We start from the raw sequence: 26,536 nt of genomic DNA on the forward strand, positions 1-26,536 counted from the left end.
CCGCTCCCACAAGGATTGTGATACCTCCTGAATACCGCGCAAAAAAAAGGGGAGCACATGCCCCCCCGAGGTTTAAAGCGGTGTATCGAGGCTGTTAACTCAGCCTTCGATCTCGATCAGGATTTCGCCCGGGTTCACCCGGTCGCCCTTGGCTACATGGATGGCGGTGACCTTACCGGCGATGGCAGCCTGGACTTCGGTTTCCATCTTCATCGCTTCGGTGATCAGAACGGCTTGGCCCGCTTTCACGGTGTCGCCTTCCTTGACCAGCACATCGACGATGTTGCCCGGCATGGTGGTGCTGACGTGGCCTGGCGCCGTGGCTTGTTTGCGTTTGCTGCTGCCGCCGCTGACGAACTCGTTGAGCGGTTCGAACACCACTTCTTCCGGCATGCCGTCGATGGACAGGTAGAAGTGACGCTTGCCTTCGGCCTTGACGCCGACACCGGTGATGTCGACGCGGTAGGTTTCGCCGTGGACGTCGATGACGAACTCGGTCGGCACACCTTCGCCACCGGCCGAGGTCACGCCACCCGCTTCTGGGATCGGCAACAGCACTTCAGGCGTCAGGGTGCCAGCGTTGCGTTCTTCGAGGAACTTGCGGCCGATGTCCGGGAACATGGCGTAGGTCAGCACGTCCTCTTCCGACTTGGCCACTGCACCGATTTCAGCACGCAACTTGGTCATTTCCGGCTTGAGCAGGTCCGCCGGACGAACGTCGATCACCTCTTCGCTGCCGATGGCCTGACGACGCAGCTTCTCGTTCACGGTGCCCGGTGCCTTGCCGTAGCCGCCTTGCAGGTAGAGCTTCACTTCGTTGGTGATGGTTTTGTAGCGCTCGCCGGCCAGCACGTTAAAGAACGCCTGGGTGCCGACGATTTGCGAGGTCGGGGTCACCAGCGGCGGGAAGCCAAGGTCTTCGCGAACACGCGGAATTTCGGCCAGCACTTCGGCCATGCGGTTCAGAGCGCCCTGCTCTTTCAACTGGTTAGCCAGGTTGGAAATCATCCCGCCCGGCACCTGGTTGACTTGAACGCGGGTGTCGACGGCAGTGAATTCGCTTTCGAACTGGTGGTACTTCTTGCGCACGGCGTAGAAGTACAGACCGATCTCTTGCAGCAGCTCCAGGTTCAGGCCGGTATCGAACTCGCTGCCTTTAAGGGCGGCGACCATCGATTCGGTGCCCGGGTGGCTGGTGCCCCAGGCGAAGCTGGAGATTGCGGTGTCGATGTGGTCGGCGCCGTTTTCGATGGCCTTGAGTTGGCACATCGCGGCAAGACCAGCGGTGTCGTGGGAGTGAATGAACACTGGCAGCGACTGCTCGGATTTCAACGCCTTGACCAGTTCGCCGGTGGCGTACGGGGTCAGCAGACCGGCCATGTCCTTGATCGCCACCGAGTCGCAGCCCATGGATTCCATTTGCTTGGCTTGGGCCACGAACGCCTCGATGGTGTGCACCGGGCTGGTGGTGTAGGCGATGGTGCCCTGGGCATGTTTGCCGGCGGCTTTCACCGCTTCGATGGCCACGCGCAGGTTACGCACATCGTTCATGGCGTCGAAGATGCGGAACACGTCGATGCCGTTGACTGCAGCCTTGGCGACGAAGGCTTTGACCACGTCGTCGCTGTAGTGGCGGTAGCCCAGCAGGTTCTGACCACGCAACAGCATTTGCAGACGCGTGTTAGGCAACGCCGCGCGCAGTTGGCGCAGGCGCTCCCACGGGTCTTCTTTCAGGAAACGTACGCAGGCGTCGAAGGTCGCGCCGCCCCAGCATTCCAGCGACCAGTAGCCGACTTTGTCGAGCTTGTCGCAAATCGGCAGCATATCTTCGGTGCGCATGCGGGTGGCGAGCAGCGATTGGTGGGCGTCGCGCAGGATTGTGTCTGTTACATGGATTTTCTTGCTCATTGTTCTGTTCCTCACAGGCCTGCGTGGGCGGCGATGGCGGCGGCGATGGCCAGGGCCAGCTCTTCGGGTTTGCGCTTGATCGAGTAGTTGGTCAGTTCAGGGTGGGCTTCAACGAAGCTGGTATTGAACTGGCCGCTACGGAATTCCGGGTTACGCAGGATTTCCTGGTAATACGCGGCGGTGGTCTTGACCCCTTGCAGACGCATGTCGTCGAGGGCGCGCAAGCCACGGTCCATCGCCTCTTCCCAGGTCAACGCCCACACCACCAGTTTCAGGCACATGGAGTCGTAGAACGGCGGAATGGTGTAGCCGGTATAGATCGCCGTGTCGGTGCGCACGCCGGGGCCGCCGGGCGCGTAGTAACGGGTGATCTTGCCGAAGCTTGGCAGGAAGTTGTTTTTCGGGTCTTCGGCGTTGATCCGGAATTGCAGCGCGAAACCGCGATGCTGGATGTCTTCCTGTTTCACCGAAAGCGGCAGGCCGGACGCAATGCGGATCTGCTCACGCACGATGTCGATGCCGGTGATTTCTTCGGTGATGGTGTGTTCCACCTGCACCCGGGTGTTCATCTCCATGAAGTACACCTCGCCCTCGGCGAGCAGGAACTCCACGGTACCGGCGTTCTCGTAACCCACGGCCTTGGCCGCACGCACCGACAGGTCGCCGATGTAAGCGCGCTGTTCCGGGGTCAGTTGCGGGCTCGGGGCGATCTCGATCAGCTTCTGGTTGCGACGCTGGATCGAGCAATCACGCTCGAACAGGTGCACCACGTTGCCAAAGCTGTCGCCGAGGATCTGCGCTTCGATGTGTTTCGGGTTGACGATGCATTTTTCCAGGAACACTTCCGCCGAACCAAAGGCCTTGGTCGCTTCGGAAATCACCCGTGGGAATGCTTGTTCGAGTTCTTCGCGACTGTCGCAACGACGGATACCACGACCACCGCCACCGGAGGTTGCCTTGAGCATGACCGGATAACCGATACGGTCACCTTCGACCAAGGCTTCGGCGATATCCGCGACGTTGCCTTCGGTGCCCGGCGTGACTGGCACGCCGGCCTTGATCATGCTGCGGCGGGCTTCAGTCTTGTCGCCCATGCGGCGAATGACTTCAGCCGACGGACCAATGAATTTGATGCCGCGCTCGGCGCAGATGTCGGCCAGCTCAGCGTTTTCCGAGAGGAATCCGTAGCCGGGATGCAACGCATCACAACCGGTTTCCACAGCCAGGTTAACCAGCTTGCGCGCATTCAGGTAACCGGCCAATGGCTCGGCACCGATGCTGTGGGCCTCGTCCGCACGCTTCACATGCAAGGCATGGCGGTCGGCGTCGGAATAGATCGCGACCGAGCGAATGCCCATCTCGGCGCAGGCACGCACGATTCGTACGGCAATCTCACCACGGTTGGCGATCAGGATCTTTGTTATCACTTGGAGGTTCCCTTGAGCCGGTGGTACCCACGACCTGCTAGACCAGGTCGACGCGTGACTAAATGTTTCAATTTAGTCGCAGCCCCACACTAGCCCCCACAAGGGATTAACAAAAATGATTAATAATTGGGTCAGGCATAAGTAAAGACTTATAGTTGGCGCATCAGCCTGCGGCCGGAGCCCTTTAATAATGCGTAAGTCATTGATGCGTATGACATTGCGTCAATTGCAGATTTTCAATGAAGTCTGTGATTTGAGGTCCTACAGCCGTGCGGCTGACGAAATGTCCCTCACACAACCTGCCGTGAGCCTACAGATTCGTCAACTTGAGGAGCTGATTGGTCAACCTTTGTTCGATTATGTCGGCAAAAAACTCTACATGACCGAGGCGGCGGAAGCGCTTCAGCGCGCCAGCCGGGATATTTTCGGGCGTTTGGAAAACCTCGATATGCAGCTGTCGGACATGCAGGGTTCACTGCAGGGCCAGCTGAAACTCGCGGTGGAATCCAGCGCCAAGTATTTCGTGCCGCATCTGTTTGCCGCATTCAAGCGCCAGCACCCGGAAGTGAACCTGCACCTGACGGTGGTCAACCGTGGCCAAGTCATCCGGCGCCTGTCGGACAACCGCGATGACCTGGTGATCATGTCGATGGTGCCGCAGGACATGGGCCTGGAATTCCTGCCATTCCTCAATAACCCGATCGTGGCCGTGGCGCCGCCGGATCATCCGCTGTGCCACATGGGGCCCCTGCGTTTGCAGGATCTGGAGCCTTACACGCTATTGATGCGCGAGCCGGGCTCCGGTACGCGGATGGCCTGCGAAGAGTATTTCAAGGAGAAGCGCGTGCACTTCACCCAGACCCAGGAGGTCGCGTCGGCGGAAGCTCAGCGTGAGTGTGTGTTGGCGGGTCTGGGCCTGGCCTTGTTGACGCGCCACGCCCTGAACCTTGAGTTGGCGACCGGCGCACTCATTGAGTTGCCGGTCGAAGAGCTGCCGTTGTATCGCAGCTGGTGCCTGGTGCAGGCCAAGGCAAAACGCCTGTCACCGGTAGCGCACGCATTCCTTGCGTTTATTCGCAGCGAACGGGTGCAGATCAGCGCGCTGGTTGAGCGTTTCGACGGGAAGTTGCCGGTGCTGCCTGCCAGTAGTTGAGTTCCAGATCCTCGGGGAAATCACCGATCTCGGCCAGAAGCTGGCGGCGTTCGCAGCGATCTTCGATAGCGCGGCGAAATTCCATGCGGCGCTGGTCTTCTTGCTGGCGACGGGTTTTCAGGGCGCTGTTGCGTTCTTCGTAGGGCTGGGCCATTTCGGGTCTCCCAAGGCGAGTACGGGAGTTACACGATGAACGAGGGGGATGACGGTTTGGCTGCGGGTGGGTTACAGAGGTGTGAATATTGCCGGGAGATGTGGCGTTTTTGAGTCAGTCTTCGCGAGCAAGCCCGCTCCCACAGGGGCTCGCATTCCAATGTGGGAGCGAGCCTGCTCGCGATTAAGGTCGGAACGACCTTACGACGACTTCAGTCGTCCAGCGCTTTCACCGATTTAGGCGACAACCGCAAGCTGCGCAGGCTGCGCTTGACGCTCTTGAGGTGGTTGACCAGGCTCGGCCCGCGGGCCATGGCCACGCCCATCGCCAACACGTCGATCACCACCAGGTGGGCGATTCGCGAGGTCAGCGGCGTATAGATTTCAGTGTCTTCGTGCACATCGATCGCCAGGTTGACGGTCGACAACTCGGCCAACGGCGTCTGGCTCGGGCACAAGGTGATCAGCGAGGCGCCGCTTTCACGGACCAGGTTCGCGGTGATCAACAAATCCTTGGAACGCCCGGACTGGGAAATACAGATCGCCACATCGGTCGGCTTCAGGGTCACCGCCGACATCGCCTGCATGTGCGGGTCGGAATACGCCGCCGCCGTCAGCAGCAAACGGAAGAATTTGTGCTGCGCATCTGCCGCCACTGCGCCCGACGCGCCAAAGCCATAGAACTCGACCCGCTGGGCCTGCGACATCAACGACACCGCCCGCTGCAACTCCACCGGATCGAGCTTCTCGCGAACCTCCATCAACGTGTGCAACGTGGTGTCGAAGATTTTCAGGCTGTAGTCAGCGACCGAATCGTCTTCATGAATCGCGAACTGCCCGAAACTCGCACCAGCCGCCAGGCTCTGCGCCAGCTTCAGCTTCAAATCCTGGAAACCGGAGCAACCGATGGCGCGGCAAAAGCGCACGATGGTCGGCTCGCTGATGCCCACGCTGTGGGCCAGGTCGGCCATGGAACTGTGCATCACCGCCGCAGGATCAAGCAGCACGTGGTCAGCGACCTTGAGCTCCGACTTGCGTAACAGGTGGCGTGACTGGGCGATGTGTTGCAGCAGATTCAAAGGGGTCGACTCTTTGTTATTGGCAGGTGCCGGGGATGTAGCACGCTTGTAGTTATACTACATGAATCGGCTTTTTGCCTGCTCAATGCGTAACTCGATATCCCCATTCCACGCGTTATGCGCTCCATGTAGCACCTTTGGCCTTTGTAGCAGCTGGCGCAGCCTGCGTTCGGCTGCGAAGCAATCGTGAAACCTGAATACCAAATTTTCCTGTTAAACCGCATAACGCCTATTCACGACTGCTTGGCAGCCGAACGCAGCCTTCGGCAGTTGCTACAAAGGGTTTACGTCCTTGAGCAACAGCTCGGCCAGATCAACCGCCTCCACGGGACGACTGATCAAATACCCCTGCACTTCATCGCAGCTTTCGGTTTTCAAAAACTCCAATTGCTCTTCCCGCTCCACGCCTTCCGCCACGACTTTCAGCGACAAGCCGTGGGCCATGGCGATGATTGCCCGGGTGATCGCCGCATCCTCGCTGCCCTCCCCCAAACCACGGATAAACGCCTGATCGATCTTCACGTAATCCACGGGAATGCGTTTGAGATAGCTCAGCGACGAATACCCGGTGCCAAAATCGTCGATCGCCAGTTTCACGCCCAGATCACGCAACTGCTGGAAGGTCGCGATGATGTGTTCGACGCTGTCCAGCAACTGGCTTTCGGTCAGTTCCAGTTCCAGGTAATGCGGCGCCAGACCGGTTTCCTCCAGCACCTGACGCACCAGACTGACCAGTTTGCCCTGACGCAATTGATGCACTGACAGGTTGACCGACACCCGAATCGGCGCCAGACCTTGCCGCTGCCATTCGCAGGCTTGCCAACAGGCCTGGCGCAACACGAACTCGCCGATCGGACCAATCAGCCCCGTTTCCTCGGCCAAGCCAATGAAATCGTTTGGCGGCACCCGGCCCATGGTCGGATGATCCCAGCGTACCAAGGCTTCGGCCGCGTTCAGCCGGCCAGTGGCGAGGCAGAGTTTCGGTTGGTAGAACACCTTCAACTGCTTTTCTTCGATGGCTTTGCGCAGTTGGTTTTCGAGCTGCAACCGCTCAAGCGTGCTGGCTTGCAGGCTGTCGGTGTAGAACTGGAAATTGTTGCCGCCCAGGTGTTTGGCGTGTTGCATGGCCATGTTCGACTGGCTGACCAACGCTGAAATCTCCCGCGCGTTGTCTGGCAACATGCTGATGCCCATGGACGCGCTGACCACCAATTCATGCCCATCCACCGTCACCGGCAAGCGCAGTTTGGTCGATAAGCGTGTCGCCACCCGTGCCAGGCTCGACAGGTTGCCGTAAGCATCAAACAACACCGCGAATTCATCGCCGGACAGCCGCGCAATGGTGTCCGCCTCAGGCAACGCATTGACCAGCCGCCGTGCCATTTTCTGCAATAACTGGTCGGCGATTTCATGGCCGAGGCTGTCATTGAGTAGCTTGAAACGATCCAGGTTGATGTGCAGCAAGGCCAGGCTGCGCCGGCCGCCCTGACGCACCCGCTGATGAGCCTCGCGCAGCCGTTCGTGGAACAGCGAGCGGTTGGCCAGGCCGGTGAGCTCATCGTAGTGGGTCAGGTAGCGCATGCGCTCTTCGGATTCGCGCCGGGCGGAAAGATCGGCGAAGAAGCCGACAATATGACTGACCTTTCCCCGGGAATCGCGCACCGCGTTCAGTTGCAGCCACTGCGGGTAGAGTTCGCCGTTCTTGCGGGTTTCCACCAGTTCGCCTTGCCAACTGCCGTGCTGCTCCAGTGATTGATGAATCACTGCGTAGTGCCGACGGGCATCCCGACTGCAAGGCAGCTCGACAACGTTGCGCCCGAGCATGTCCTCGATGTCGTAGCCGGTCACCCGGCTGAAGGCTTGGTTTACGGCGATCAGCGCGTAATTCGGGTCGAAAATGACGATGCCTTCGCTCGCCGCTTCGAACACCGTCGCAGCCAGTTGTCGCTGTTCTTCCTGGCCTTTGCTGGCGCTGATGTCGCGGCGGGTGCCGACCATGCGAATCACCCGGCCATTTTCACTGCGCTCCACCGCCCGGCCACGGTCTTCGATCCAGACCCAGTGGCCGTCGCCGTGGCGCACGCGGTATTCGATCTGGTAATCCTCGCTGCGGCCCTTCAAATGCTCGACCAACGCGCGCTTGAGAGACGGCACGTCGTCCGGATGCAGCCGCGGCCGCAGGTGACTGAGCATGGCAGTCACATACTCCGGCGCCAGGCCGAACAGCTCCTGAATCTGGGTGTGATGGACCTCATCGGTTTGCAGGTTCCAGTCCCACAGTCCGAGTTCACTGGCCTTCAGCGCCAGCGCCAGGCGCGCTTCGCTCTTGCTCAAGGCTTGGGTGGCGGCGCTCAGTTCCTGGCTGCGCTCGGCCACGCGATTTTCCAGTTCGACCTGGGCTTCGCGCAGTTCTTCTTCGGCGTGGCGGCGCTGGTCGATTTCCTTGGCCAGTTCGAAATTAAGCTGGTCACTCTTGGTCTGGGCGAGCTGCAAATGCTCGATCAGCGCCTGGTTCTGGAAGCGTCGCAACAAGCCGCGATCGATCAGCCGGTTGACCTGCCAAGCCACCACGCTCAACGCCCCCAGCAAGATCAGGCCGAACCAGCCCCAACCTTGCTGCTGTTCATCGCCCCCCCAGAACATATAGCCGATGGCCGGCAACAGACAGGGCAAGGTAAAGGAGAGAAACGCCGGCAGGCTGACCGCGTAGGCCACGCTGGCCGAAAGGGCTGCGGCACCGATCAGGCCGAAAACCCAGGCTTGCTGGATAAAGGTGTCGGCGGGGACCAGGGCAATGCCGGCGCCGGCGAGGGTCAGGCCGGTCATGGCCGAGCCCAGCAGAAACATGCGAATCCAGATCGGATGGGCCTGGCGGTTGGGAATCGCCGAATCGAAGGCCGCCACTTGAATCACTCGTAGCGCCACCAGTGACAGCAACCAGACCAGCCAGACGCTGACCAGGAAGTAGCGTTGCGGGCTCCAGAGCAACCCGGCGCAGACCAGGCCATTGATCAGCATGAACAACGTCGGCAACAGCGAACCCTGGTACAGCAGGCGCGTGCGTTCGACCGCCATTTCCATGGCGTACTGTTTGCGGATAACCCGGGGCTCCACAGAGGGGCCCGACAGGTCGGAGCTGAGGGTCATAGTCAATATTCTTGTTCTTATAATGAGCGTGGTGAGCCCGAATTGTGCACGGAGCATACACAAGCAAGGGCTGGGACCAAACTGCCCCAGATCACAAAGTAGACCAAAGTATCGACCGCCGGCATCGATATAAAAGCCCTCAAGCGAGCCCCGCCGCCGCTTGCGGCCAGTGACCGACCGGTCGTCCTCCGTTCATCTTTCATCGGCTAAATCAAAGCGGGGTTTGCCCGGTGTGGCGCCGCCCCCTAGAATGCCCCGATGCGCGATGATCTCTCCCTTCTGCTGAACTCCCTCAACGATGCCCAACGCCAGGCCGTAGCTGCCTCCGTGGGTCGTCAGTTGGTCCTGGCCGGTGCTGGTTCCGGTAAAACCCGAGTGCTGGTGCACCGTATCGCCTGGTTGATCCAGGTCGAGAACGCCTCGCCTCACTCAATCCTGTCGGTGACCTTTACCAATAAGGCTGCTGCGGAGATGCGTCATCGCATCGAGCAGTTGATGGGGCTGAACCCGGCCGGCATGTGGGTCGGCACCTTCCACGGCCTTGCGCACCGCTTGCTGCGGGCGCACTGGCAGGAAGCCGGGCTGAGCCAGACCTTCCAGATTCTCGACAGCGACGACCAGCAACGGCTGGTCAAGCGGGTGATCCGCGAGCTGGGCCTGGACGAGCAACGCTGGCCGGCTCGTCAGGCTCAGTGGTTCATCAACGGGCAGAAAGACGAAGGTCTGCGCCCGCAACACATTCAAGCCAGCGGCGATCTGTTCCTGGCCACCATGCGCAGCATTTATGAAGCCTACGAGGCCGCGTGTTTGCGCGCGGGCGTCATCGACTTCTCCGAGCTGCTGCTGCGCGCCCTCGACCTGTGGCGCGATCACCCGGGTTTGCTGGCGCACTATCAGAAGCGCTTCCGGCACATCCTGGTAGACGAGTTCCAAGACACCAACGCCGTGCAGTACGCCTGGTTGCGCCTGCTGGCCAAGGGCGGCGACAGCCTGATGGTGGTCGGCGACGACGACCAGTCGATCTACGGCTGGCGCGGGGCGAAAATCGAGAACATCTATCAGTATTCCGACGACTTCCCGGATGCCGAGACCATTCGCCTGGAGCAGAACTACCGCTCCACGGTCGGCATCCTCAAGGCCGCCAACGCCCTGATCGCCAACAACACCGGGCGCATGGGCAAAGAACTATGGACCGACGGTGGTGAAGGCGAAGCGATCAACCTGTACGCCGCGTTCAACGAACACGACGAAGCGCGTTATGTGGTGGAAACCATCGAAAGCGCGCTGAAAACCGGCTTGGCTCGCAGCGATATCGCGATTTTGTACCGCTCCAACGCCCAATCCCGCGTTTTGGAAGAAGCCTTGCTGCGCGAGCGCATTCCGTACCGCATCTATGGCGGTCAACGCTTCTTCGAGCGGGCGGAAATCAAGAACGCCATGGCTTACCTGCGGTTGCTGGAAGGTCGTGGCAACGATGCGGCACTGGAGCGTGTGATCAACGTTCCGGCCCGTGGCATTGGCGAGAAAACCGTTGAAGCGATTCGCGACCACGCCCGTCACAGCGATGTGTCGATGTGGGAAGCCATGCGCCTGCTGGTGGCCAACAAGGGCCTGACCGGTCGTGCGGCCGGCGCGCTTGGGGCGTTTATCGAGCTGATCGAGAACCTCGCCGCCAAGTGCATGGACATGCCGCTGCACCTGATGACCCAGACCGTCATCGAGCAGTCGGGGTTGATTGCTTACCACGAAGCGGAAAAAGGCGAGAAAGGCCAGGCCCGGGTAGAAAACCTTGAGGAACTGGTGAGCGCCGCGCGCAACTTCGAAAACGCGGAAGAAGACGAAGACCTGACCCCACTGTCGGCGTTCCTCGGCCATGCCTCGCTGGAAGCCGGCGACACTCAGGCCGACGAGCACGAAGACAGCATTCAGTTGATGACCCTGCACAGCGCCAAGGGCCTGGAATTCCCTTACGTGTTCCTGGTGGGCATGGAAGAAGGCCTGTTCCCGCACAAGATGAGCCTGGAAGAACCGGGTCGTCTTGAAGAAGAACGTCGCCTGGCCTACGTCGGCATCACCCGGGCCATGCAGAATCTGGTGATGACCTATGCTGAAACCCGTCGCCTGTATGGCAGCGAGACCTACAACAAGGTGTCACGTTTCGTACGTGAAGTGCCCAAAGGCCTGATTCAGGAAGTGCGCTTGTCCAATAGCGTCAGCCGTCCATTCGGCGGTGGCCAGCAGCAGAGCTCCAGCAGCCTGTTCGGTGGCAGCGAGATCCCGGACACTGGCTTCAGCCTGGGCCAAGCCGTGCGTCATTCGGTGTTTGGCGACGGCGTTATCCTGAACTTCGAAGGCGCCGGAGCCCAGGCTCGGGTGCAGGTGAACTTCGGCGAAGGCAGCAAGTGGCTGATGCTGGGGTATGCCAAGCTGGAAGCGATCTAAAGCCCGGCACCGGACTTATGTGGGAGCGGGCTTGCTCGCGAAAGCGGTGGATCAATCAACATATCTGTTGAAGGGTAAATCGCTTTCGCGAGCAAGCCCGCTCCCACAGGATTGTAGGTTGCCTTCATGATGACGGTTGACCTTATAGAGGGGCAAACCATGGGCTCAGGCTTCTTTTCCTCCTGGACATTCTGGGCCCTGCTGTCGGCGGCATTCGCCGCAATGACCGCGATCTTCGCCAAGATCGGCATCGAAAACGTCAATTCCGACTTCGCCACCCTCCTGCGCACCATCGTGGTATTGGTCAGCCTGGCCTTGATTTTGTACGCAACGGGCCAATATCAGTCATTAGGATCGATCTCTGCCAAGAGCTACCTGTTCTTGCTGCTGTCGGGATTGGCGACAGGCGCCTCATGGATCTGCTACTTCCGCGCGCTGAAACTCGGCCCGGCCTCTCTGGTCGCTCCCGTGGACAAGCTCAGCGTGGTGTTGGTGGCGGTGCTCGGCGTAATCCTGCTGGGCGAGAAGCTCGACCTGCGCCAGTGGGGCGGAATAGGTCTGATCACGGCCGGCGTGGTCTTGCTGGCGCTGCGACGCTAGGAATCCATCCTACAAAGCCTATCCACTTGTCCTACGGACCAAAGGTAACAAGCCTTATTGCGCTGACTGAAGCTGAACGTCACCTGTCAGGCAAAAGCCCGAAACACTCTGCCGCTAGCCAGTGACACTTCAGCTGTGCAACATGGCCGGCGTGCAATCCACAAATGGGAATTCCCCTTATGAAACGTTTTCTTAGCATCGCCATGGCGCTGTGTATCGGCCTGACGATGAGCCTGGACGCCAACGCCAAGCGCTTTGGTGGCGGCAAAAGCGTCGGCGCCGCGCCGACCCACCAAACCAGCCAAATGGCGCCTTCTTCCGCCGCTGGCGGCGCTGCTGCGACCGCTGGTGCTGCCGGTGCCGCTGGCGCTGCAGCCAAGGCCGGCGGTGCTTCGCGCTGGCTCGGCCCTCTGGCCGGTATCGCAGCCGGTGGCCTGCTGGCCTCCATGTTCATGGGCGGTGGCTTCCAGGGCATGCAGATCTTCGACATCCTGATCATGGCCGTCATCGCGTTCCTGATCTTCCGCTTCATCGCCGCCCGTCGCCGCAAGCAGCAGGACCACCTGGCTCCGGCTGGTGCGCCGATGCAGCGTGAAACGTTCCAGAACCAGCCTGCCGGCGGTTCGATCTTCGGCGGTTCGGCAGCGCCTGCCGCTCGTCCGGTGATCAACGCTCCGGCCTGGTTCAATGAACAGAACTTCATCGAAGCGGCCCGCAACCATTTCCAGTCCCTGCAGCAGCACTGGGACGCCAACGAAATGGACAAGATCGCCGAGTTCGTGACCCCGCAAATGCTGGAGTTCCTCAAGCGCGAACGTGCTGATCTGGGCGACGGTTTCCAGTCCACGTACATTGATAACCTCCATGTACAACTGGACGGCGTAGATGATCGCGCCGACAAGACCATCGCTACCCTGACCTTCAGCGGCGTGTCGAAGACCTCGCGTTTCGACCAGGGCGAAGTGTTCAGCGAAAGCTGGAACATGGAACGTCCGCAGGGCGAGAACCAGCCTTGGCTGGTCGCCGGTATCCGCCAGAACGGCTGAACCGACGCGCGTTAAACATGTCCCAACAAAAACCCCGGCCTCGCCGGGGTTTTCTATTTCGCGGTTGCATCTATAGCGAGCTACTGTATAAACCGCCCCAACTAAACCGCGCCATCAAGCAAGAGGATCCCGGACGTGGAAGAAATCATCGAACAACTGCGTGAAGCCAACGAACCGGTACCGGTCCCCTTGGAGTTGCCCGACGAAGATCAGATCGTGGAAATCGAAGAACAACTGTTCATCGACATCCCGTTCGTCTTCAGAGAATTTTTGCTGACCGTCAGCGACGTGGTCTACGGTAGCCTGGAGCCGGTGACCGTCACCGACCCACAATCCCACACCTACCTGCCGGACGTCGCCGCCAATGCTTGGGATGCCGGTGTTGATCGCAGCATGATCCCGATCTGCCAGGACGGTGACGACTACTACCTGGTCGAAGAAGACGGCACCGTTGTGTTGTGGCAAGCCGAAGAAGAACTGATTGCCGAAGAAACCTGGGAATCGGTATGGCACTGGGCGCGGGACGTCTGGCTGGAAAGCTGATTTGCCTGACGCCCCGGGTGGTCAATGCCCGGACGATTCCTTGTGGTTGTCCAGGGTTTCCAGCAGCGCCACCTGCATCCGCGTGTGCACGCGGATGAACCAGCGCCAGAGCAGCGCCGCCACGGCGGCGGCGACTACCGCGATCAGTACCAGCAACTTGTTGGTCGGCAGAATACTGGCCGACAAGGCTGCCAGTAGCAGGAATATCACCAGCAGCGAGAGGATCGGGATCACTTCGGCGATCACCCGACGCACTCGCTGTGTGTGACGGCCAGCCATCTCCGGCTTCACGCCCATCTCCGCCAACAGCATCGACAGCGCCTTGAGCTTGCGATAGGCAGCGATCAGGAACGGCAGCGACACCAGCAACGCCCCACCCCAGATCAACGCTTTTTGCCAGCTCGGGTCACTGATCCAGTCTTGCAGGTAAGCCGACATGCGCTCGGCGAAAAATGCGCCCGAGAAGAAAATCGCGATCACCAGCGCCAGATTGACCCCAACCTGCAACAGAATCCGCCGGATCATCGACGCCAGCAGTGCGCCTTCTCCCTGGGGCTGAATACTGCGCAGCCATTCTCCATACATCCCCAGCACGCGACTCAGGCGACGTGGCATCACCTCGGCAAGCTTGATCGACAGCGGATCGGCTGCGCGAATCAGGTACGGCGTCAGCAATGTTGTGAGCACCGAGACCGCCACGGCTACGGGATAAAGGAAGTTGCTAGTGACCTGCAGGGTCATGCCCAGCGCGGCGATGATGAAGGAAAATTCACCAATCTGTGAAAGCCCCATCCCCACCCGTAGTGAGGTGCGTCCGTCATTGCCGGCGATAAAGGCGCCGAGGCCGCAGGACAACATCTTGCCCAGCACCACCGCGACGGTGATCACCGCGATTGGCCACGCGTATTGCAGCAGGATCATCGGATCAAGCATCAACCCGATGGCAACAAAGAAGATGGCACTGAACAGGTCACGAACGGGTTCGATCAGGCGCTCGATTTTCAGTAACTGCCGGGATTCGGCCATGATCGCGCCAATCAGGAAGGCGCCGAGGACCATGCTGTATTCGAGCTTAACCACCAGCAGGCAGAAACCGAAACACAGGCCCAGCACGGTGATCAACAGCATTTCGTTGCTTTCGAATTTGGCCACGTAGGCCAGCAACCTCGGCACCAGCAGGATGCCGATGACCAGCGCGACGATCATGAATAGCGAGAGTTTGCCGACCGTGGAGAACACTTCGCCGGAGCTGACAGTGCCGCTGACCGCAATGCTCGACAGTAAGGCGATGATGCCGATACCGAGAATGTCTTCGACGATCAGCACGCCAAAAATCAGCTGCGCGAAGCGCTCATTCTTCATCTTCAGGTCGTTGAGCGCCTTGACGATGATGGTGGTCGAGGAAATCGCCAGGATCGCCCCGAGGAACAGCGAATCCATGGTGTTCCAGTCGAACCAGCGGCCGATTTCGTAGCCGATCCAGATCATCAGCACGATTTCCAGGAACGCCGCGATAAACGCCGTGGCGCCGACCTTGAACAGCTTTCGCAGGCTGAACTCCAGGCCCAGGCAGAACATCAGGAAAATCACCCCGAGCTCGGCGAGGGTCTTGATGGTTTCTTCATCGTGGATCAGGCCGAACGGCGGCGTGTGCGGGCCAATGATGAAGCCGGCGACGATGTAGCCAAGAACCACCGGTTGTTTGAAACGATGAAAGAGCACGGTCACCACGCCCGCAACCAACATGATCACAGCCAGGTCTTGTATGAAACTGATGGCATGCATGGTATGGGGCTCCTTTAGGTCGACTTCCGGAGCGTAACACCGCGACTTCCGACAGAAAGGCGGTGCAATATATGGAAACAGATCGATCAGGGCGTGACGGCAGCCACCTGCCCGGCGTCCCGATAACGTTGGTTTTGAAAAGCCAGCTACGCATCCGCAGAGGTGCGCTCCCGAAACCCTGCCTTGACCCGTGAGAACGCTATGGAACCCGGAAACGCCCAACTGTCGATGACGGTATTGATGACCCCCGACATGGCCAACTTCTCTGGCAATGTCCACGGTGGCACCCTGCTTAAGTACCTCGACGAAGTGGCCTACGCTTGCGCCAGCCGTTACGCCGGCCGCTACGTGGTGACCTTGTCGGTGGATCAGGTGATTTTCCGCGAGCCGATTCATGTCGGCGAGCTGGTGACCTTTCTGGCCTCGGTCAACTACACCGGCAACACTTCGATGGAGGTGGGCATCAAGGTGGTGACCGAAAATATTCGCGAGCGCTCAGTGCGCCACACCAATAGCTGCTTCTTCACCATGGTGGCGGTGGATGACCAGCGCAAACCGGCCGTCGTCCCGCCGCTGCAACCGCAGAACAGCGAAGACAAACGCCGATTCATGCAGGCCCAGCAGCGTCGGCAGATTCGTCAGGAATTGGAAAAGCGTTACCAGGAGATCAAGGGCGACGCCTGAACCGTTCAGTCAGTTTGAGGGTGTTCTTTAGATAGCCTTCGCGAGCAAGCCCGCTCCCACAGGAGACTGCGTTCAAATGTGGGAGCGGGCTTGCTCGCGAATGGCCTCGACGCCGACTCAGAGGCTGATCGGAGTCGCTTCGAACCGCACCCGCGGGTGGGCGATCCGGTCCTGTGCCCGCACCAGCTCCAGCTCGTAGCTGGCGCAAGCCTGGGTTTCCAGCAGCACTTCATGCACTGCCGCTGCGGTGAACTCGAACGCCGCCACCAGGCTGTCACCCAACAGCACGCGGGCCAGGAACAACCCGGACGTCAGGTCACCCACGCCCACCGGCTGACGTGGAAACGCCAACAACGGCCGACGCAAATGCCAACTCCCCTCAGCCGTCACCAGCAACATCTCAAAAACTTCCTCGGGTTTGCCGGGATAGTCCAAGTGCTTGACCAGAACAGCCTTCGGGCCACGCGCCAGCAGCGCTCGCGCCATGGCCAGGCAATCGAACAGCGACTGCGGCTTGCGCCCCGAGAAGCTGTCCAGCTCCAGCTGATTCGGGCACATGAAGTCCGCCACGGCGGCCGCTTCTTCCAGCAGGAAATCGCTGACCTCGGTCGGCACGCTGCAACCTTTTTCCGGATGGCCCATCACCGGGTCACACAGATACAGGGCCTTGGGGTTGATCGACTTGATCCGCGCCACGCCCGTGAGGATCGCCCGGCCCTGGGCCGCACTGCCGAGGTAGCCCGACAGCACCGCATCGCAGTTGCCCAGTTCACCAATCGCGGCGATGCCTTCTACCAGCTCGGGAATCTGGTGCGGCGGCAGAATTTCACCCGCCCACTGCCCGTATTGCGTGTGGTTGGAGAACTGCACGGTGTTGAGCGGCCAGACATTCACCCCGACCCGCTGCATCGGGAAAACCGCGGCGCTGTTGCCAGCGTGGCCGAACACCACGTGGGACTGGATGGCGAGCAGATGGGGCGTACGTTTCATGCGGTGAGTTTTCCGTAAAACGAATGAAATTCGAGCCGCGCAGTATGCGACTAAACGCAGCCTGTACGACAGACCGGCGACGCAGTTAAGCTGGCACTATCTTGTTGGAGCACTTTGTTGATGCTGACCCTCGGAAATATCTTCGTGCTAATGCTGCTGGCCACCGGCGCCGCGTGGCTGTGGCATAACCACGGCTTGCGCGAACGTGCGCTGGAGCGGGTGAAGCAGCATTGCGCCAAACTCGAAATCGAGTTGCTCGACGGCAACGTGGCGCTGAAAAAAATCGGTTTTATCAAAGATGCCAACGGGCGTCGACGCCTGGCGCGTGTGTATAACTTCGAATTCACCGTGACCGGCGAAACCCGTCATACCGGAACGATCACTCAGTTTGGTGCGCACAGCGCGCAGATTGAACTGGCGCCTTACCCGATGCCGTTCGACGATACGCCGCCGGTGGTTGAAGTGGTGAAGCCGCGTGGTGAAGTGATTGAGATGAGCCAGTGGCGGCAAGAGCACACTAAGTGGCGTCCTTGAATTAAAAGCAAAAGATCGCAGCCTTCGGCAGCTCCTACAGGGATCGCATTCCCAATGTAGGAGCTGCCGAAGGCTGCGATCTTTTGATCTTCAACTCAGTCGGCAATCAGCTAGACCTCTTTGCAACGCATCGACATCCTGCGGCTCACCAAAGATCAGCTCAATACGCGAATCCTGACGCCACTCACTCGGCTGCCACTCCAACACCGAGTTATCCACCGCATTCGCAGAAACCCAACCGTTGCTACTGTGGATAACCAACTTCGCCCGCCGCCAGACAAGGCTTTCAAGCCACCGCGTAACGAGCGCCGAATCAAACGTCTGACTCGGATGCCACCGCCAGCCAACGCTCCAACCACCCTCCTGTTCCTGACTCAAGCAAATGGGAAACGCTGGATCAGTCCAGATGGCCGGCATCTGCGCCAGTCCCTTGGGGACGACGAAGTTATCCACACCCGCAACGCCTCGAGCCTCAAGCCCCGGCAATTCGTTCAACGGCAAAACTGCTTGCTGCGTCCAGTACAGCGGACGCGCCGGCAACTGCGCAGCAATTCGCTGACGATCACCCTCTTCCAAGTCTTCTGACTTGTTCAACAGCAGCAAACCCGCACTGCTCAACGCCTCCTGCTGCGCCTCGGGCAGCGGTTTCCCGGCCGCAAGCGCCTGGGCATCCAGCACCAGCACACACGGCTGAACCGCCAGCACCCCAAGCCACGGCGCCTCGCTCAACTGTCGCAGCAACTGCGCCGGATGCCCCAGCCCGGAAGGTTCGATAAATAGCCGATCCGGCCGCGCCTTGCGCAGCAACCGCCCGAGGCCGATCTGGAATGGCGCACCATTGACGCAACACAAACAGCCCCCGGCCACTTCGCCCAGTGCGATACCATCGGCGTCCTGCGTGAGCAGCGCGGCATCGAGGCCGATCTGGCCGAACTCGTTAATCAGCACCGCCCAGCGCTCATGCGCCGGCCGTTGCGCCAGCAGGTGCTTGATCAGGCTGGTCTTGCCAGCGCCCAATGGGCCGGCGATGACGTGAGTGGGGATGTTCTGCAACATGGTCGAAGTTTTCTGAGGAGGTAGAGGATGCGGTTGATGGGATTGTCGTTGCTGCTCGTGCTGGCGTCGGACGAGGCGCTTGCCCAGGCCTGTGTGGTCCATAGCCAGGCGGAACGTCTCGACGTGAAGGTCTGCCAGCAGAACCGCAACATCCCGGAAAAACTGTTCGCCGACGGTTTTTGCCAGCCAAACCTTCCCGGGCAGAAAGTCGAGGTGCAGTACGTCGACCAATGCCCTACCGGCGCTTTCGGCGTATGCAGCAACGCCCAAGTCGCCAATATGCCCTACCGCCAGGATATTCACTATTACGGCGTGGCCACCGATGCGGCGTATTTACAGCCGTTTTGCGAGGCCCAGAGCCAGGGAAACTGGCTCAAACCCTGAGCAGTCAGCTCAGCCAGTCCAGGGTCAGGATCAATCGACGCTCGCCTGTCGCTGGCTGCGGTGAACGGTGGATCAAGCCGAAACCTTCGTTGCCGTGCCACTTTTCCCCTTTTAGCAGCGCCACGTCGCCGCTGCTGATTTGCTGGATCTGTGACTGGGGTTCAGCCTCGGGTTTGCCCAATTGCCGGCGATCCATTACCCCCTCCTTCAGCCACTGGCTACCAACGCCGGCATAGGTGGTGATCAGTCGAACCGGCACATGATCGACGTGAAAGCGCGGGCACATGGCTTTGTCCAACACTCGAAGGCGCAGGCCGATGCGCTTGGCGCCCAACAAACAGGCGAACGCGCTGATCAGCCAGGAGACGTCGGCGATAAATCCTTCGTAGCCTTCGAGGTCGCTGAAGCCTGAGGCCAGTCCGCGCAGGTTGGGTTCGGTGTCGTCAGTGGCCATTTCCAGGGACAGCGATTCGGCCAGGGGTTCGTTCAGAGACAGCAGCAAACTGGCGAAATCGGCGATGTGCACCGGGAGTTGGCGCTGCCAGACGGCGAGATTGGCGTCGTCGTGGAGGATTTTTGTCAGGACTTTCGGGTTGGCTCCGTGATGTTGGCGTGGTGTCCGAACGGACGCCTTCGCGAGCAGGCTCGCTCCCACAGGGTTGAGTGTGAGCATCATGCAGCCTCTTCGTGCCAGGGGCCGAACGGGTCTGGCAGCAGGCGCCAGCCTTCGATGCCTTGGGCCATTTCATCGTCGGTGAGCAGGCAATTGTCGAGTTCGACGGTGAGTTGGGCGAAGTTGATGTTCTGGCCGATGAACACCAGCTCCTGGCGGCAATCGCCGGTGCTGGCGGTCCAGTTTTCCATGATCCCGGCGGTGCTTTCCTCGTCCTGCGGCCATTGGGTTTTCGGCACGAATCGCCACCAGCGCCCGGCGAACCCGTGACGCATCAAACCGCCGGCCTGGGACCAGCTCCCAGCGTCCATGTGCTTGCTGGCCAGCCAGAAAAAACCTTTGGAGCGCAGCAGTTTGCCATTCACCCATGGGCGGTCGATGAAGCTGAAAAAGCGCTGGGGATGGAACGGTCGGCGCGCGCGATAGGCCGTGGAGGCGATGCCATATTCCTCCGTTTCCGGCACATGCTCGCCGCGCAATTCCTGCAACCAGCCTGGGGCCTGGGCGGCTTTCTCGAAGTCGAAGCGGCCGGTGTTGAGGATCTTTTCCAGCGGAATTTCACCCATGACCATCGGGATGATTTCCGCTTGGGAGTTGAGCCGTTCGAGGATCGCGATCAGCTCCTGGCGTTCGCTGCTGCTGATCAAGTCAATCTTGCTGATCAGGATCACGTCGGCGAATTCGATCTGCTCGATCAGCAGGTCCGTGATCGAACGCTCATCTTCCTCGCCCAGGGTTTCGCCACGGGACGCCAGGCTTTCGGCGGCCTGATAGTCGAGCAGGAAGTTCATGCCATCAACCACAGTAACCATGGTGTCGAGCCGGGCGATGTCGGCCAGGCTCTGGCCTTCTTCGTCGCGGAAGGTGAAGGTTTCCGCCACGGGCAGCGGCTCAGAAATGCCGGTGGATTCGATCAACAGGTAATCGAAACGACCGTCCTTGGCGAGTTTGCTGACTTCTTCCAGCAAGTCTTCGCGCAGGGTGCAGCAAATGCAGCCGTTGCTCATTTCCACGAGTTTCTCTTCGGCGCGGTTCAGGCTGACATCGCGCTGGACTTCGCTGCCATCGATGTTGATCTCACTCATGTCGTTGACGATTACGGCGACGCGCAGATTGTCGCGATTACGTAGTACGTAATTGAGCAACGTACTCTTGCCGGCGCCGAGAAAGCCCGACAGGACGGTCACGGGAAGACGATTGGGCATCAGGTATTCCTCACAGGATATGGCCGGTCGAAGCGTCGGTTGAGCGCGTTCGCGCAGCTCTTCATGTTCTTGGGGCACAGGGGAAAGCGCGCTCTAATGTTATAGTATAACGGTACAAACAAACCACTCCCCTCTTGCTCGCCACGACAAAGGGCCCGATGCTTGAGCCTGTTCGCCCCTTGAGAAACGCCATGGGAAACGTCCTGAAGTATTCGTTACTGAGCCTTTCGCTACTGGTCGCCGTCGATGCCTGGGGCCAAATCCCGACACTGGCGAAATGCACCCGCAGCGCCAATCTGCTCGCGTGTGTCGATCCCGACGGCAACGCCTACAGCGTCAACACCGTCGGTAGCACGATCTATCTGCGAGGCTTTGAAGTGGTCGGGAAACGCTATTGGGCGCAGACCAGCAGCCGCTACGGGCAACTGACGTTTTTCACCGGGCTCGCTTCCGATGGCGAAGCCTGGGTTGGCTACAACCGCCGTGTTGGCTGGACCACCATCAATCGGTTTTCCAGCTCCGGCGGTAGCAGCGGCAAATTCACCTGCAGCCGGATTGCCGGCTGCTAAACCTGCGCTTTTTTCTGTTCCTGCTGCCAGGCGACGTAGCTGTTGAGTGGCGGATTCTTCTGGAAATAGCGCTGCAACCCTTCGAACAAACCGTCAGCCACGGCCTGTTGATGACGCGCAGTGACCAGGCGCTGACTGTCCCGGGCGTTAGAGATGAACCCGGTTTCCACCAGGATTGACGGCACGTCCGGTGACTTCAGTACGGCAAATCCGGCCTGTTCCACGCGCTTCTGATGCAGCGTGGTGATGCCGGCCAAGCTGCCAAGCACAGTGCTGCCCAGTTGCAGGCTGGCGGCGATGGTCGCGTTCATCGACATGTCGAGAATCACCCCGGCGAGCATCGGGTCCTTGTCCTTGAGATTGAGCAGGCTGGTGGCGCCCAGCAGGTCGGCGCCGTTCTCCCGCTGCGCCATGAACCGGGCCGTGGCCGAGGTCGCGCCACCTTCGGACAGGCAATAAACCGAGGCGCCGGACGCTGTGAGCCGTGGCGCGGCATCGGCGTGCACCGAGATGAACATGTCGGCGTTGTGTTTGCGGGCGATCTCCACGCGTTTGCGCAGCGGGACGAAGAAGTCATCGTTGCGCACCAGTTTCACGTCGTAGCCTTTCTCGCGCTTCAGTCGTTTGGCCAGCAACTGTGCGATCGACAACACCACATCTTTTTCCCGCTCACCTTTGGCGCCGATCGCGCCGGGGTCTTTGCCGCCGTGGCCAGGGTCGACCACCACGATGATGTCGCGCTTGGGGTGAGCCTTGTCGATGATCGGCTCGCGGATTGGCGCAGCTGCAATCTGCAACGGCACGGCGGTCTTCATATCAAGCACCAGCCGATGGCCCTGCCCGTCCTGCGGCGGCAACTGAAAGCTGTTGAACTGCACTGGCTCGCTAAGGTCGAGAACGATCCGGGTATTGCCCTGACCGTAGTGGCCGGAGCGAATCGAGCGAATCACCGTGTTGTTCAGTGCCAACTGACTGAAATCGCCGCTGAGGTTCGCGCCACTCAAATCAATGATCAGCCGTTCGGGCGAACTCAGGGTGAACGTCTTGAATTGCACCGGCCCACTCAAATCGAACACCAGCCGCAACTTGTCATCCGAACGCCAGAGCCGGGCGTTGCGAATCTGCGTGGCCGAAACACTAAAGGGTAAAGCGAAGGCCGCGCTGGCCAGAATCAGGTTGAGCAAGTGACGTCTGTGCATGGTGAAAGCCCGCTCGTGAAAAAGGCATCGTCGATTTGAATGTAATAATATAACATGCCAAATCAACTCCCACGATGGACCTGCTCATGAATGCGCTGACTCTGCCGGATATTGCCGCGCAGGCCTCACGCCAAGCCCTGCCACTCGAATGGGTGGGCATGTGCGGCATTGCTCTGCCTGTGTTATTCGACGGCCAACAGCTGAGCGCCAAAGCCGATGCCGGCGTCAGCCTGGACGATGGTGAAGCGCGCGGCATTCATATGTCGCGGCTGTATCTGGCGTTGGAGGTGTTTGAAAGGGAAAACCTCACACCGGGATTACTACGCCGCGTCTTGCAGCGTTTTCTCGACAGCCATAAAGGATTGTCCTCCAGCGCATATCTGAAAATTCACGTCGATTTATTGCTCAAACGACCGGCACTTGTCAGTCCATTGGCCGGTTGGAAAACCTATCCGGCGAGCATCGAAGCGCGATTGAAAAACGATATGTTCCACGTGGAACTAAAAATCGATGTGCCTTATTCCTCTACTTGCCCGTGTTCCGCAGCGTTGTCGCGACAACTTATTCAGCAGCAATTCGTCGATGATTTCGCCAACAAGGCACTGCAACACGCCGATGTTTTGGCTTGGCTGGGTTCGACAAAAGGCATCGTCGCCACACCTCACAGTCAACGCAGCACCGCGCATTTACAGCTTCGTTTGGACGACTATCTCGATGACTTGCCGCTGATCGCCGTCATCAACGACGCCGAAGCTGCCCTCGGCACCGCTGTGCAGACGGCGGTAAAACGTGCCGACGAACAAGCCTTCGCCCTGGCCAATGGTCAGAACCTGATGTTCTGTGAAGACGCCGCGCGACGCCTCAACCTGGCCCTGAAACGCTCCCCCGGCATCAACGCTTTCCACATACGAGTCGTGCACGCCGAGAGCCTTCACGCTCACGATGCAGTCGCCGAAAGTCGCCATAACTGGGAGGCCGTATGATCCGCTGCCAATCCCTACGCTGGGGCGCACCCGGTCAACCCCTCACGCCAGCCGTTGATTTCGAACTGCCGGAGGGCAGCCTGACCGCCGTCATCGGCGCGAATGGCTCGGGCAAAAGCAGTCTGCTGAAAGTCATCGCTGGCCTGCAAAAACCATTGGCCGGCAAAATCGTGCTGGATGTTCCACGTAAGGGCGGCCTCTCTTTCCTGCCCCAGCAACAACACCTGGACCGACAATTCCCCATCAGCCTGCAAGAGTTGGTGGCCGCCGGATTCTGGGGCAGCAAGCAATCGACCGAAGCCCGCAGCCAAAAACTTAAAACCGTACTGGATGATTGGTGCCTGACTGGCCTGGAACATCGCCCACTGATGGCGCTCTCCGGCGGTGAATTACAACGCGCCCTACTCGCCCGCTTAAGCCTCGCCGAAGCTCCTTTGCTGCTGCTCGACGAACCCCACGCTGCTCTCGATGAACTCGGTCAGGAACTGCTGTGGAAACACATTCACGCCTGGCATGCTGAGGGTCGAACTCTGGTTGTCGTGTGCCATGACCTCGCCGCTGTGCGCCAACACATTCCACAAACCCTGTTGATCAAAAGCAGCGGCTGCACCCTCGGCCTCAGCACCGAACTGATCCGCCAACAACCGCAAACGCAGGTGGCCTGATGATCGCCGCCGCACATCTTTGGCAACCGTTCCACGAGTTCGTCTTCATGCGCCGGGCATTGCTCGGTGGCCTGGTTCTCGCTTGCAGCACCGCGCCGCTTGGCGTGTTTCTGATCCTGCGTCGCATGAGTCTAATCGGTGACGCCGTCGCTCACGGCATCCTGCCCGGCGCCGCGTTGGGCTTCTGGTTCGCCGGCCTGAGTCTTCCGGCACTGACCATCGGCGGCCTCGGCGCAGGCTTGAGCATGGCCGGCCTGGCAGCCTGGATCACCCGCCGCACTGGCCTGCGCGAAGACGCCAGCCTCGCCGCGATCTACCCGATCTCCCTGGCCAGCGGCGTGCTGATCCTCGGCATCGCCGGCAAACGCCTCGATCTTCTACACCTGCTATTCGGCTCGGCATTGGCGGTCGATGGGCCGACGCTCACCGGCATGCTCTGGGTCTCCGGCTTCAGCCTGATCGCCATGGCCCTGATCTACAAACCGCTGTTGCTCGACACCCTCGATCCGCTTTTCCTGCAAACCGTCAGCCGTCTCGGACCGCTCGCCCATGGGGTGTTTCTGACCCTCGTGGTGCTGAACCTGGTGATTGGTTTCCAGGCCATCGGCGCGCTGATGGTGGTCGGTTTGATGATGTTGCCGGCGGCCGCTTCGCGCTTCTGGAGCCGTCGTCTGCCGGTGTTGATGGCCATCGCCGCCGTACTCGGCTGCCTCTCGGTGTGGTTCGGTTTGTTGCTGTCGTTCTACTACTCGCTGCCAAGCGGCCCAGCGATCGTGCTGGTGGCTGGCGGTCTGTACCTGTTGTCCGTGGTGTTCGGTCCGGTGCACGGCTTGCTGCGCCGCCCACCTTTGCTCACATCCCAATGAGGTGTTTCCCGATGCGCGCTTTACTCGTGCTGTTCAGTTTGATGCTGTCGATGTCGCTGTCTGCCGCTGAAAAACTGCAGGTGGTCACCAGCTTCAGCATCCTCGCCGACATGACCCATCAGGTCGGCGGCGACCATATCCAGATCACCAACATGGTCGGCCCGGACGCCGATGCCCACACCTACGAGCCGACCCCGGACGATGCCAAAGCCTTGCTCAAGGCCAAGCTCATCATCAAGAACGGCCTCGGGTTTGAACCCTGGCTGGATCGCTTGGTGACCAGCACCGAAACTAAAGCGCCAGTGATCAGCGCCAGCCACGGTGTGATTCCGCGCTCGCTGGATGAAGACGGCGAAACCGTTCCCGACCCGCACGCCTGGCACAACCTGGCGAACACCGAGTTGTACATCGCCAACATCACCAAAGCGCTGATCGCCGCCGACCCGGCGAACAAGGCCGACTACCAGCGCAACAGTCAGGCTTACCTGAAACAGATCTACGCCCTGCTCGCCGAAGCCAAGGCCAAGCTCGGTTCGCTGCCAACGGGCAACCGCAAGATCGTCACGTCCCATGACGCGTTCGGCTATCTGGGCCAAGCCTACGGCATCGACTTCATGGCGCCTCAAGGTTTGTCCACCGAGCGTGAACCGTCGGCGGCAGAAGTGGCGGCGTTGATCACCCAGATTCGTCAGGCCAAGGTCAAAGCGGTGTTCATGGAAAACATCAAGGACGCCCGCCTGCTCAAGCAGATTGCCGATGAAAGCGGCGCGCACATTGGCGGCACGCTTTACTCCGATGCGCTCGCTGCAACCGGCCCCGCCAGCACCTTTGCCGGACTGTTCGAATACAACCTCAACACCCTGTATGACGCGTTGAGCAAACCATGATCAGGAAGAATCCTTCAGGTGACCTGCCGGTGATTGCGGAGTCCGCGTACGTGGATAAAACCGCGATCATCTGCGGCAAAGTCGTGATCGGCGAAAACGTCTTCGTCGGTCCCTACGCGGTGATTCGTGCCGACGAAGTGGATGCCTCGGGCGACATGGAGCCGATCACCATCGGCGCCAATTCGAACATCCAGGACGGTGTGGTGATCCACTCCAAGTCCGGCGCGGCGGTGACCATCGGCGAGTTCAGCTCCATCGCCCACCGCTCCATCGTTCACGGTCCTTGCACGGTCGGCGACCGGGTGTTCATCGGCTTCAACAGCGTGCTGTTCAACTGTTCGGTCGGTAATGGCTGCGTGGTTCGGCACAATTCGGTAGTCGACGGCCGGGACTTGCCCGATGCCTTCTACGTGCCGTCCACTACACGTATTGGCCCAGGCACCGACCTGTCGCAGTTCCCGCCGGTAAGCATCAGCGCCTCGGAGTTTTCCGAGGACGTGGCGCGCACCAACGTCGATCTGGTGCGCGGCTACAAAGCCCTGCAGAACGAGTTCTGAC

The 26,536-nt window shown here is 60.0% G+C and carries 25 protein-coding genes; 14 read left to right on the forward strand and 11 right to left on the reverse strand.

Translation table 11 applies throughout. The features are described from left to right. Nucleotides 1-99: 99 nt before the first annotated feature. Both oadA and ACWIKB_RS02835 read right to left on the reverse strand, forming a co-directional pair. Nucleotides 100-1,908 carry a sodium-extruding oxaloacetate decarboxylase subunit alpha gene (oadA, locus tag ACWIKB_RS02830; RefSeq protein WP_475265229.1) on the reverse strand — a complete coding sequence of 603 codons (1,809 nt, stop codon included), beginning with the start codon at nucleotides 1,906-1,908 and terminating at the stop codon, nucleotides 100-102. An 11-nt stretch (nucleotides 1,909-1,919) separates the two neighbouring features. Continuing rightward, nucleotides 1,920-3,335: an acetyl-CoA carboxylase biotin carboxylase subunit gene (locus ACWIKB_RS02835; RefSeq protein WP_427629169.1), complete on the reverse strand. Its 1,416-nt coding sequence runs from the start codon at nucleotides 3,333-3,335 to the stop codon at nucleotides 1,920-1,922. Between the two features lie 190 nt (nucleotides 3,336-3,525). Here ACWIKB_RS02835 and ACWIKB_RS02840 point away from each other — a divergent pair, with 190 nt between their 5' ends. After that, entirely contained in the window at nucleotides 3,526-4,488 is a 963-nt protein-coding gene (locus tag ACWIKB_RS02840; protein WP_054048279.1) for a LysR family transcriptional regulator, read from the forward strand. On the opposite strand, the gene ACWIKB_RS02845 is transcribed toward ACWIKB_RS02840, so the two are convergent. The 3 genes from ACWIKB_RS02845 to ACWIKB_RS02855 all read right to left on the reverse strand — a co-directional run bounded on the left by ACWIKB_RS02845 (nucleotide 4,430) and on the right by ACWIKB_RS02855 (nucleotide 8,867). Beyond that, the gene (locus ACWIKB_RS02845; RefSeq protein ID WP_475265230.1) at nucleotides 4,430-4,642 is read right to left on the reverse strand and encodes a PA3496 family putative envelope integrity protein; all 213 of its coding nucleotides are present in this window, start codon (nucleotides 4,640-4,642) and stop codon (nucleotides 4,430-4,432) included. The genes ACWIKB_RS02840 and ACWIKB_RS02845 overlap by 59 nt on opposite strands. A 211-nt stretch (nucleotides 4,643-4,853) precedes the next feature. Continuing rightward, on the reverse strand, nucleotides 4,854-5,720 hold the full coding sequence (gene hexR, locus ACWIKB_RS02850) for a transcriptional regulator HexR (protein WP_008027445.1): 867 nt from the start codon (nucleotides 5,718-5,720) through the stop codon (nucleotides 4,854-4,856). Nucleotides 5,721-5,993: 273 nt separating this feature from the next. Beyond that, the gene (locus tag ACWIKB_RS02855) at nucleotides 5,994-8,867 is read right to left on the reverse strand and encodes an EAL domain-containing protein (RefSeq protein WP_475265231.1); all 2,874 of its coding nucleotides are present in this window, start codon (nucleotides 8,865-8,867) and stop codon (nucleotides 5,994-5,996) included. A gap of 258 nt (nucleotides 8,868-9,125) precedes the next feature. On the opposite strand from ACWIKB_RS02855, the gene uvrD reads away from it, so the two are divergent. From uvrD to ACWIKB_RS02875, 4 genes are all read left to right on the forward strand, one after another. Next, nucleotides 9,126-11,309, forward strand: a complete 2,184-nt coding sequence (uvrD, locus tag ACWIKB_RS02860) for a DNA helicase II (RefSeq protein ID WP_475265232.1) — start codon at nucleotides 9,126-9,128, stop codon at nucleotides 11,307-11,309. 159 nt (nucleotides 11,310-11,468) lie between these two features. Further along, nucleotides 11,469-11,909 (forward strand): EamA family transporter, encoded by a 441-nt coding sequence (locus ACWIKB_RS02865; RefSeq protein ID WP_475265393.1) that lies wholly within the window; start codon nucleotides 11,469-11,471, stop codon nucleotides 11,907-11,909. Between the two features lie 179 nt (nucleotides 11,910-12,088). Beyond that, nucleotides 12,089-12,955: a Tim44 domain-containing protein gene (locus ACWIKB_RS02870; RefSeq protein WP_475265233.1), complete on the forward strand. Its 867-nt coding sequence runs from the start codon at nucleotides 12,089-12,091 to the stop codon at nucleotides 12,953-12,955. 135 nt (nucleotides 12,956-13,090) lie between these two features. Next, nucleotides 13,091-13,498, forward strand: a complete 408-nt coding sequence (locus ACWIKB_RS02875) for an SMI1/KNR4 family protein (protein WP_007943369.1) — start codon at nucleotides 13,091-13,093, stop codon at nucleotides 13,496-13,498. Nucleotides 13,499-13,519: 21 nt separating this feature from the next. Here the strand turns inward: ACWIKB_RS02875 and ACWIKB_RS02880 are convergent, their stop codons facing one another. Further along, on the reverse strand, nucleotides 13,520-15,283 hold the full coding sequence (locus ACWIKB_RS02880) for a cation:proton antiporter (protein ID WP_475265234.1): 1,764 nt from the start codon (nucleotides 15,281-15,283) through the stop codon (nucleotides 13,520-13,522). A gap of 201 nt (nucleotides 15,284-15,484) precedes the next feature. Between ACWIKB_RS02880 and ACWIKB_RS02885 the strand changes: the two genes are divergently transcribed. Next, nucleotides 15,485-15,967 carry an acyl-CoA thioesterase gene (locus tag ACWIKB_RS02885; protein ID WP_034149366.1) on the forward strand — a complete coding sequence of 161 codons (483 nt, stop codon included), beginning with the start codon at nucleotides 15,485-15,487 and terminating at the stop codon, nucleotides 15,965-15,967. 117 nt (nucleotides 15,968-16,084) lie between these two features. On the opposite strand, the gene pdxY is transcribed toward ACWIKB_RS02885, so the two are convergent. After that, nucleotides 16,085-16,957 (reverse strand): pyridoxal kinase PdxY, encoded by an 873-nt coding sequence (gene pdxY, locus ACWIKB_RS02890; protein WP_054617088.1) that lies wholly within the window; start codon nucleotides 16,955-16,957, stop codon nucleotides 16,085-16,087. A 120-nt stretch (nucleotides 16,958-17,077) separates the two neighbouring features. Here pdxY and ACWIKB_RS02895 point away from each other — a divergent pair, with 120 nt between their 5' ends. Further along, entirely contained in the window at nucleotides 17,078-17,491 is a 414-nt protein-coding gene (locus tag ACWIKB_RS02895; protein WP_054048264.1) for a DUF3301 domain-containing protein, read from the forward strand. A gap of 90 nt (nucleotides 17,492-17,581) precedes the next feature. Here the strand turns inward: ACWIKB_RS02895 and ACWIKB_RS02900 are convergent, their stop codons facing one another. Further along, nucleotides 17,582-18,547, reverse strand: a complete 966-nt coding sequence (locus ACWIKB_RS02900) for a CobW family GTP-binding protein (RefSeq protein WP_475265235.1) — start codon at nucleotides 18,545-18,547, stop codon at nucleotides 17,582-17,584. 27 nt (nucleotides 18,548-18,574) lie between these two features. On the opposite strand from ACWIKB_RS02900, the gene ACWIKB_RS02905 reads away from it, so the two are divergent. Continuing rightward, nucleotides 18,575-18,931, forward strand: coding sequence for an NADH:ubiquinone oxidoreductase (locus ACWIKB_RS02905; RefSeq protein ID WP_475265236.1), 357 nt, complete (start codon nucleotides 18,575-18,577; stop codon nucleotides 18,929-18,931). Between the two features lie 4 nt (nucleotides 18,932-18,935). Here the strand turns inward: ACWIKB_RS02905 and ACWIKB_RS02910 are convergent, their stop codons facing one another. Next, nucleotides 18,936-19,604 (reverse strand): DUF1826 domain-containing protein, encoded by a 669-nt coding sequence (locus ACWIKB_RS02910; RefSeq protein WP_475265394.1) that lies wholly within the window; start codon nucleotides 19,602-19,604, stop codon nucleotides 18,936-18,938. Continuing rightward, nucleotides 19,604-20,809 carry a zinc metallochaperone GTPase ZigA gene (gene zigA, locus ACWIKB_RS02915; RefSeq protein ID WP_475265237.1) on the reverse strand — a complete coding sequence of 402 codons (1,206 nt, stop codon included), beginning with the start codon at nucleotides 20,807-20,809 and terminating at the stop codon, nucleotides 19,604-19,606. The genes ACWIKB_RS02910 and zigA overlap by 1 nt, the downstream gene beginning before the upstream one ends. A gap of 191 nt (nucleotides 20,810-21,000) precedes the next feature. Between zigA and ACWIKB_RS02920 the strand changes: the two genes are divergently transcribed. Beyond that, the gene (locus tag ACWIKB_RS02920) at nucleotides 21,001-21,378 is read left to right on the forward strand and encodes a glutamine synthetase (RefSeq protein ID WP_475265238.1); all 378 of its coding nucleotides are present in this window, start codon (nucleotides 21,001-21,003) and stop codon (nucleotides 21,376-21,378) included. Here the strand turns inward: ACWIKB_RS02920 and ACWIKB_RS02925 are convergent. Continuing rightward, nucleotides 21,375-22,577, reverse strand: a complete 1,203-nt coding sequence (locus ACWIKB_RS02925; protein ID WP_475265239.1) for an N-acetylmuramoyl-L-alanine amidase — start codon at nucleotides 22,575-22,577, stop codon at nucleotides 21,375-21,377. The genes ACWIKB_RS02920 and ACWIKB_RS02925 overlap by 4 nt on opposite strands. 86 nt (nucleotides 22,578-22,663) lie before the next feature. On the opposite strand from ACWIKB_RS02925, the gene folE2 reads away from it, so the two are divergent. Genes folE2 through ACWIKB_RS02950 form a run of 5 tightly spaced genes read left to right on the forward strand, consistent with a single transcriptional unit; the run spans nucleotide 22,664 to nucleotide 26,535 of the window. After that, nucleotides 22,664-23,560: a GTP cyclohydrolase FolE2 gene (folE2, locus tag ACWIKB_RS02930; protein ID WP_475265240.1), complete on the forward strand. Its 897-nt coding sequence runs from the start codon at nucleotides 22,664-22,666 to the stop codon at nucleotides 23,558-23,560. After that, on the forward strand, nucleotides 23,557-24,225 hold the full coding sequence (locus ACWIKB_RS02935; RefSeq protein WP_475265241.1) for a metal ABC transporter ATP-binding protein: 669 nt from the start codon (nucleotides 23,557-23,559) through the stop codon (nucleotides 24,223-24,225). Before folE2 ends, ACWIKB_RS02935 begins: the two co-directional genes overlap by 4 nt. Continuing rightward, entirely contained in the window at nucleotides 24,225-25,091 is an 867-nt protein-coding gene (locus ACWIKB_RS02940; protein ID WP_265041973.1) for a metal ABC transporter permease, read from the forward strand. The genes ACWIKB_RS02935 and ACWIKB_RS02940 overlap by 1 nt, the downstream gene beginning before the upstream one ends. Nucleotides 25,092-25,102: 11 nt before the next feature. Next, nucleotides 25,103-25,978, forward strand: a complete 876-nt coding sequence (locus tag ACWIKB_RS02945) for a metal ABC transporter substrate-binding protein (RefSeq protein WP_475265242.1) — start codon at nucleotides 25,103-25,105, stop codon at nucleotides 25,976-25,978. Beyond that, nucleotides 25,975-26,535 (forward strand): gamma carbonic anhydrase family protein, encoded by a 561-nt coding sequence (locus ACWIKB_RS02950; RefSeq protein WP_475265243.1) that lies wholly within the window; start codon nucleotides 25,975-25,977, stop codon nucleotides 26,533-26,535. The genes ACWIKB_RS02945 and ACWIKB_RS02950 overlap by 4 nt, the downstream gene beginning before the upstream one ends. Nucleotide 26,536: the final 1 nt, after the last annotated feature.

The sequence above is a fragment of the Pseudomonas sp. 5Vm1k genome (assembly GCF_056161485.1).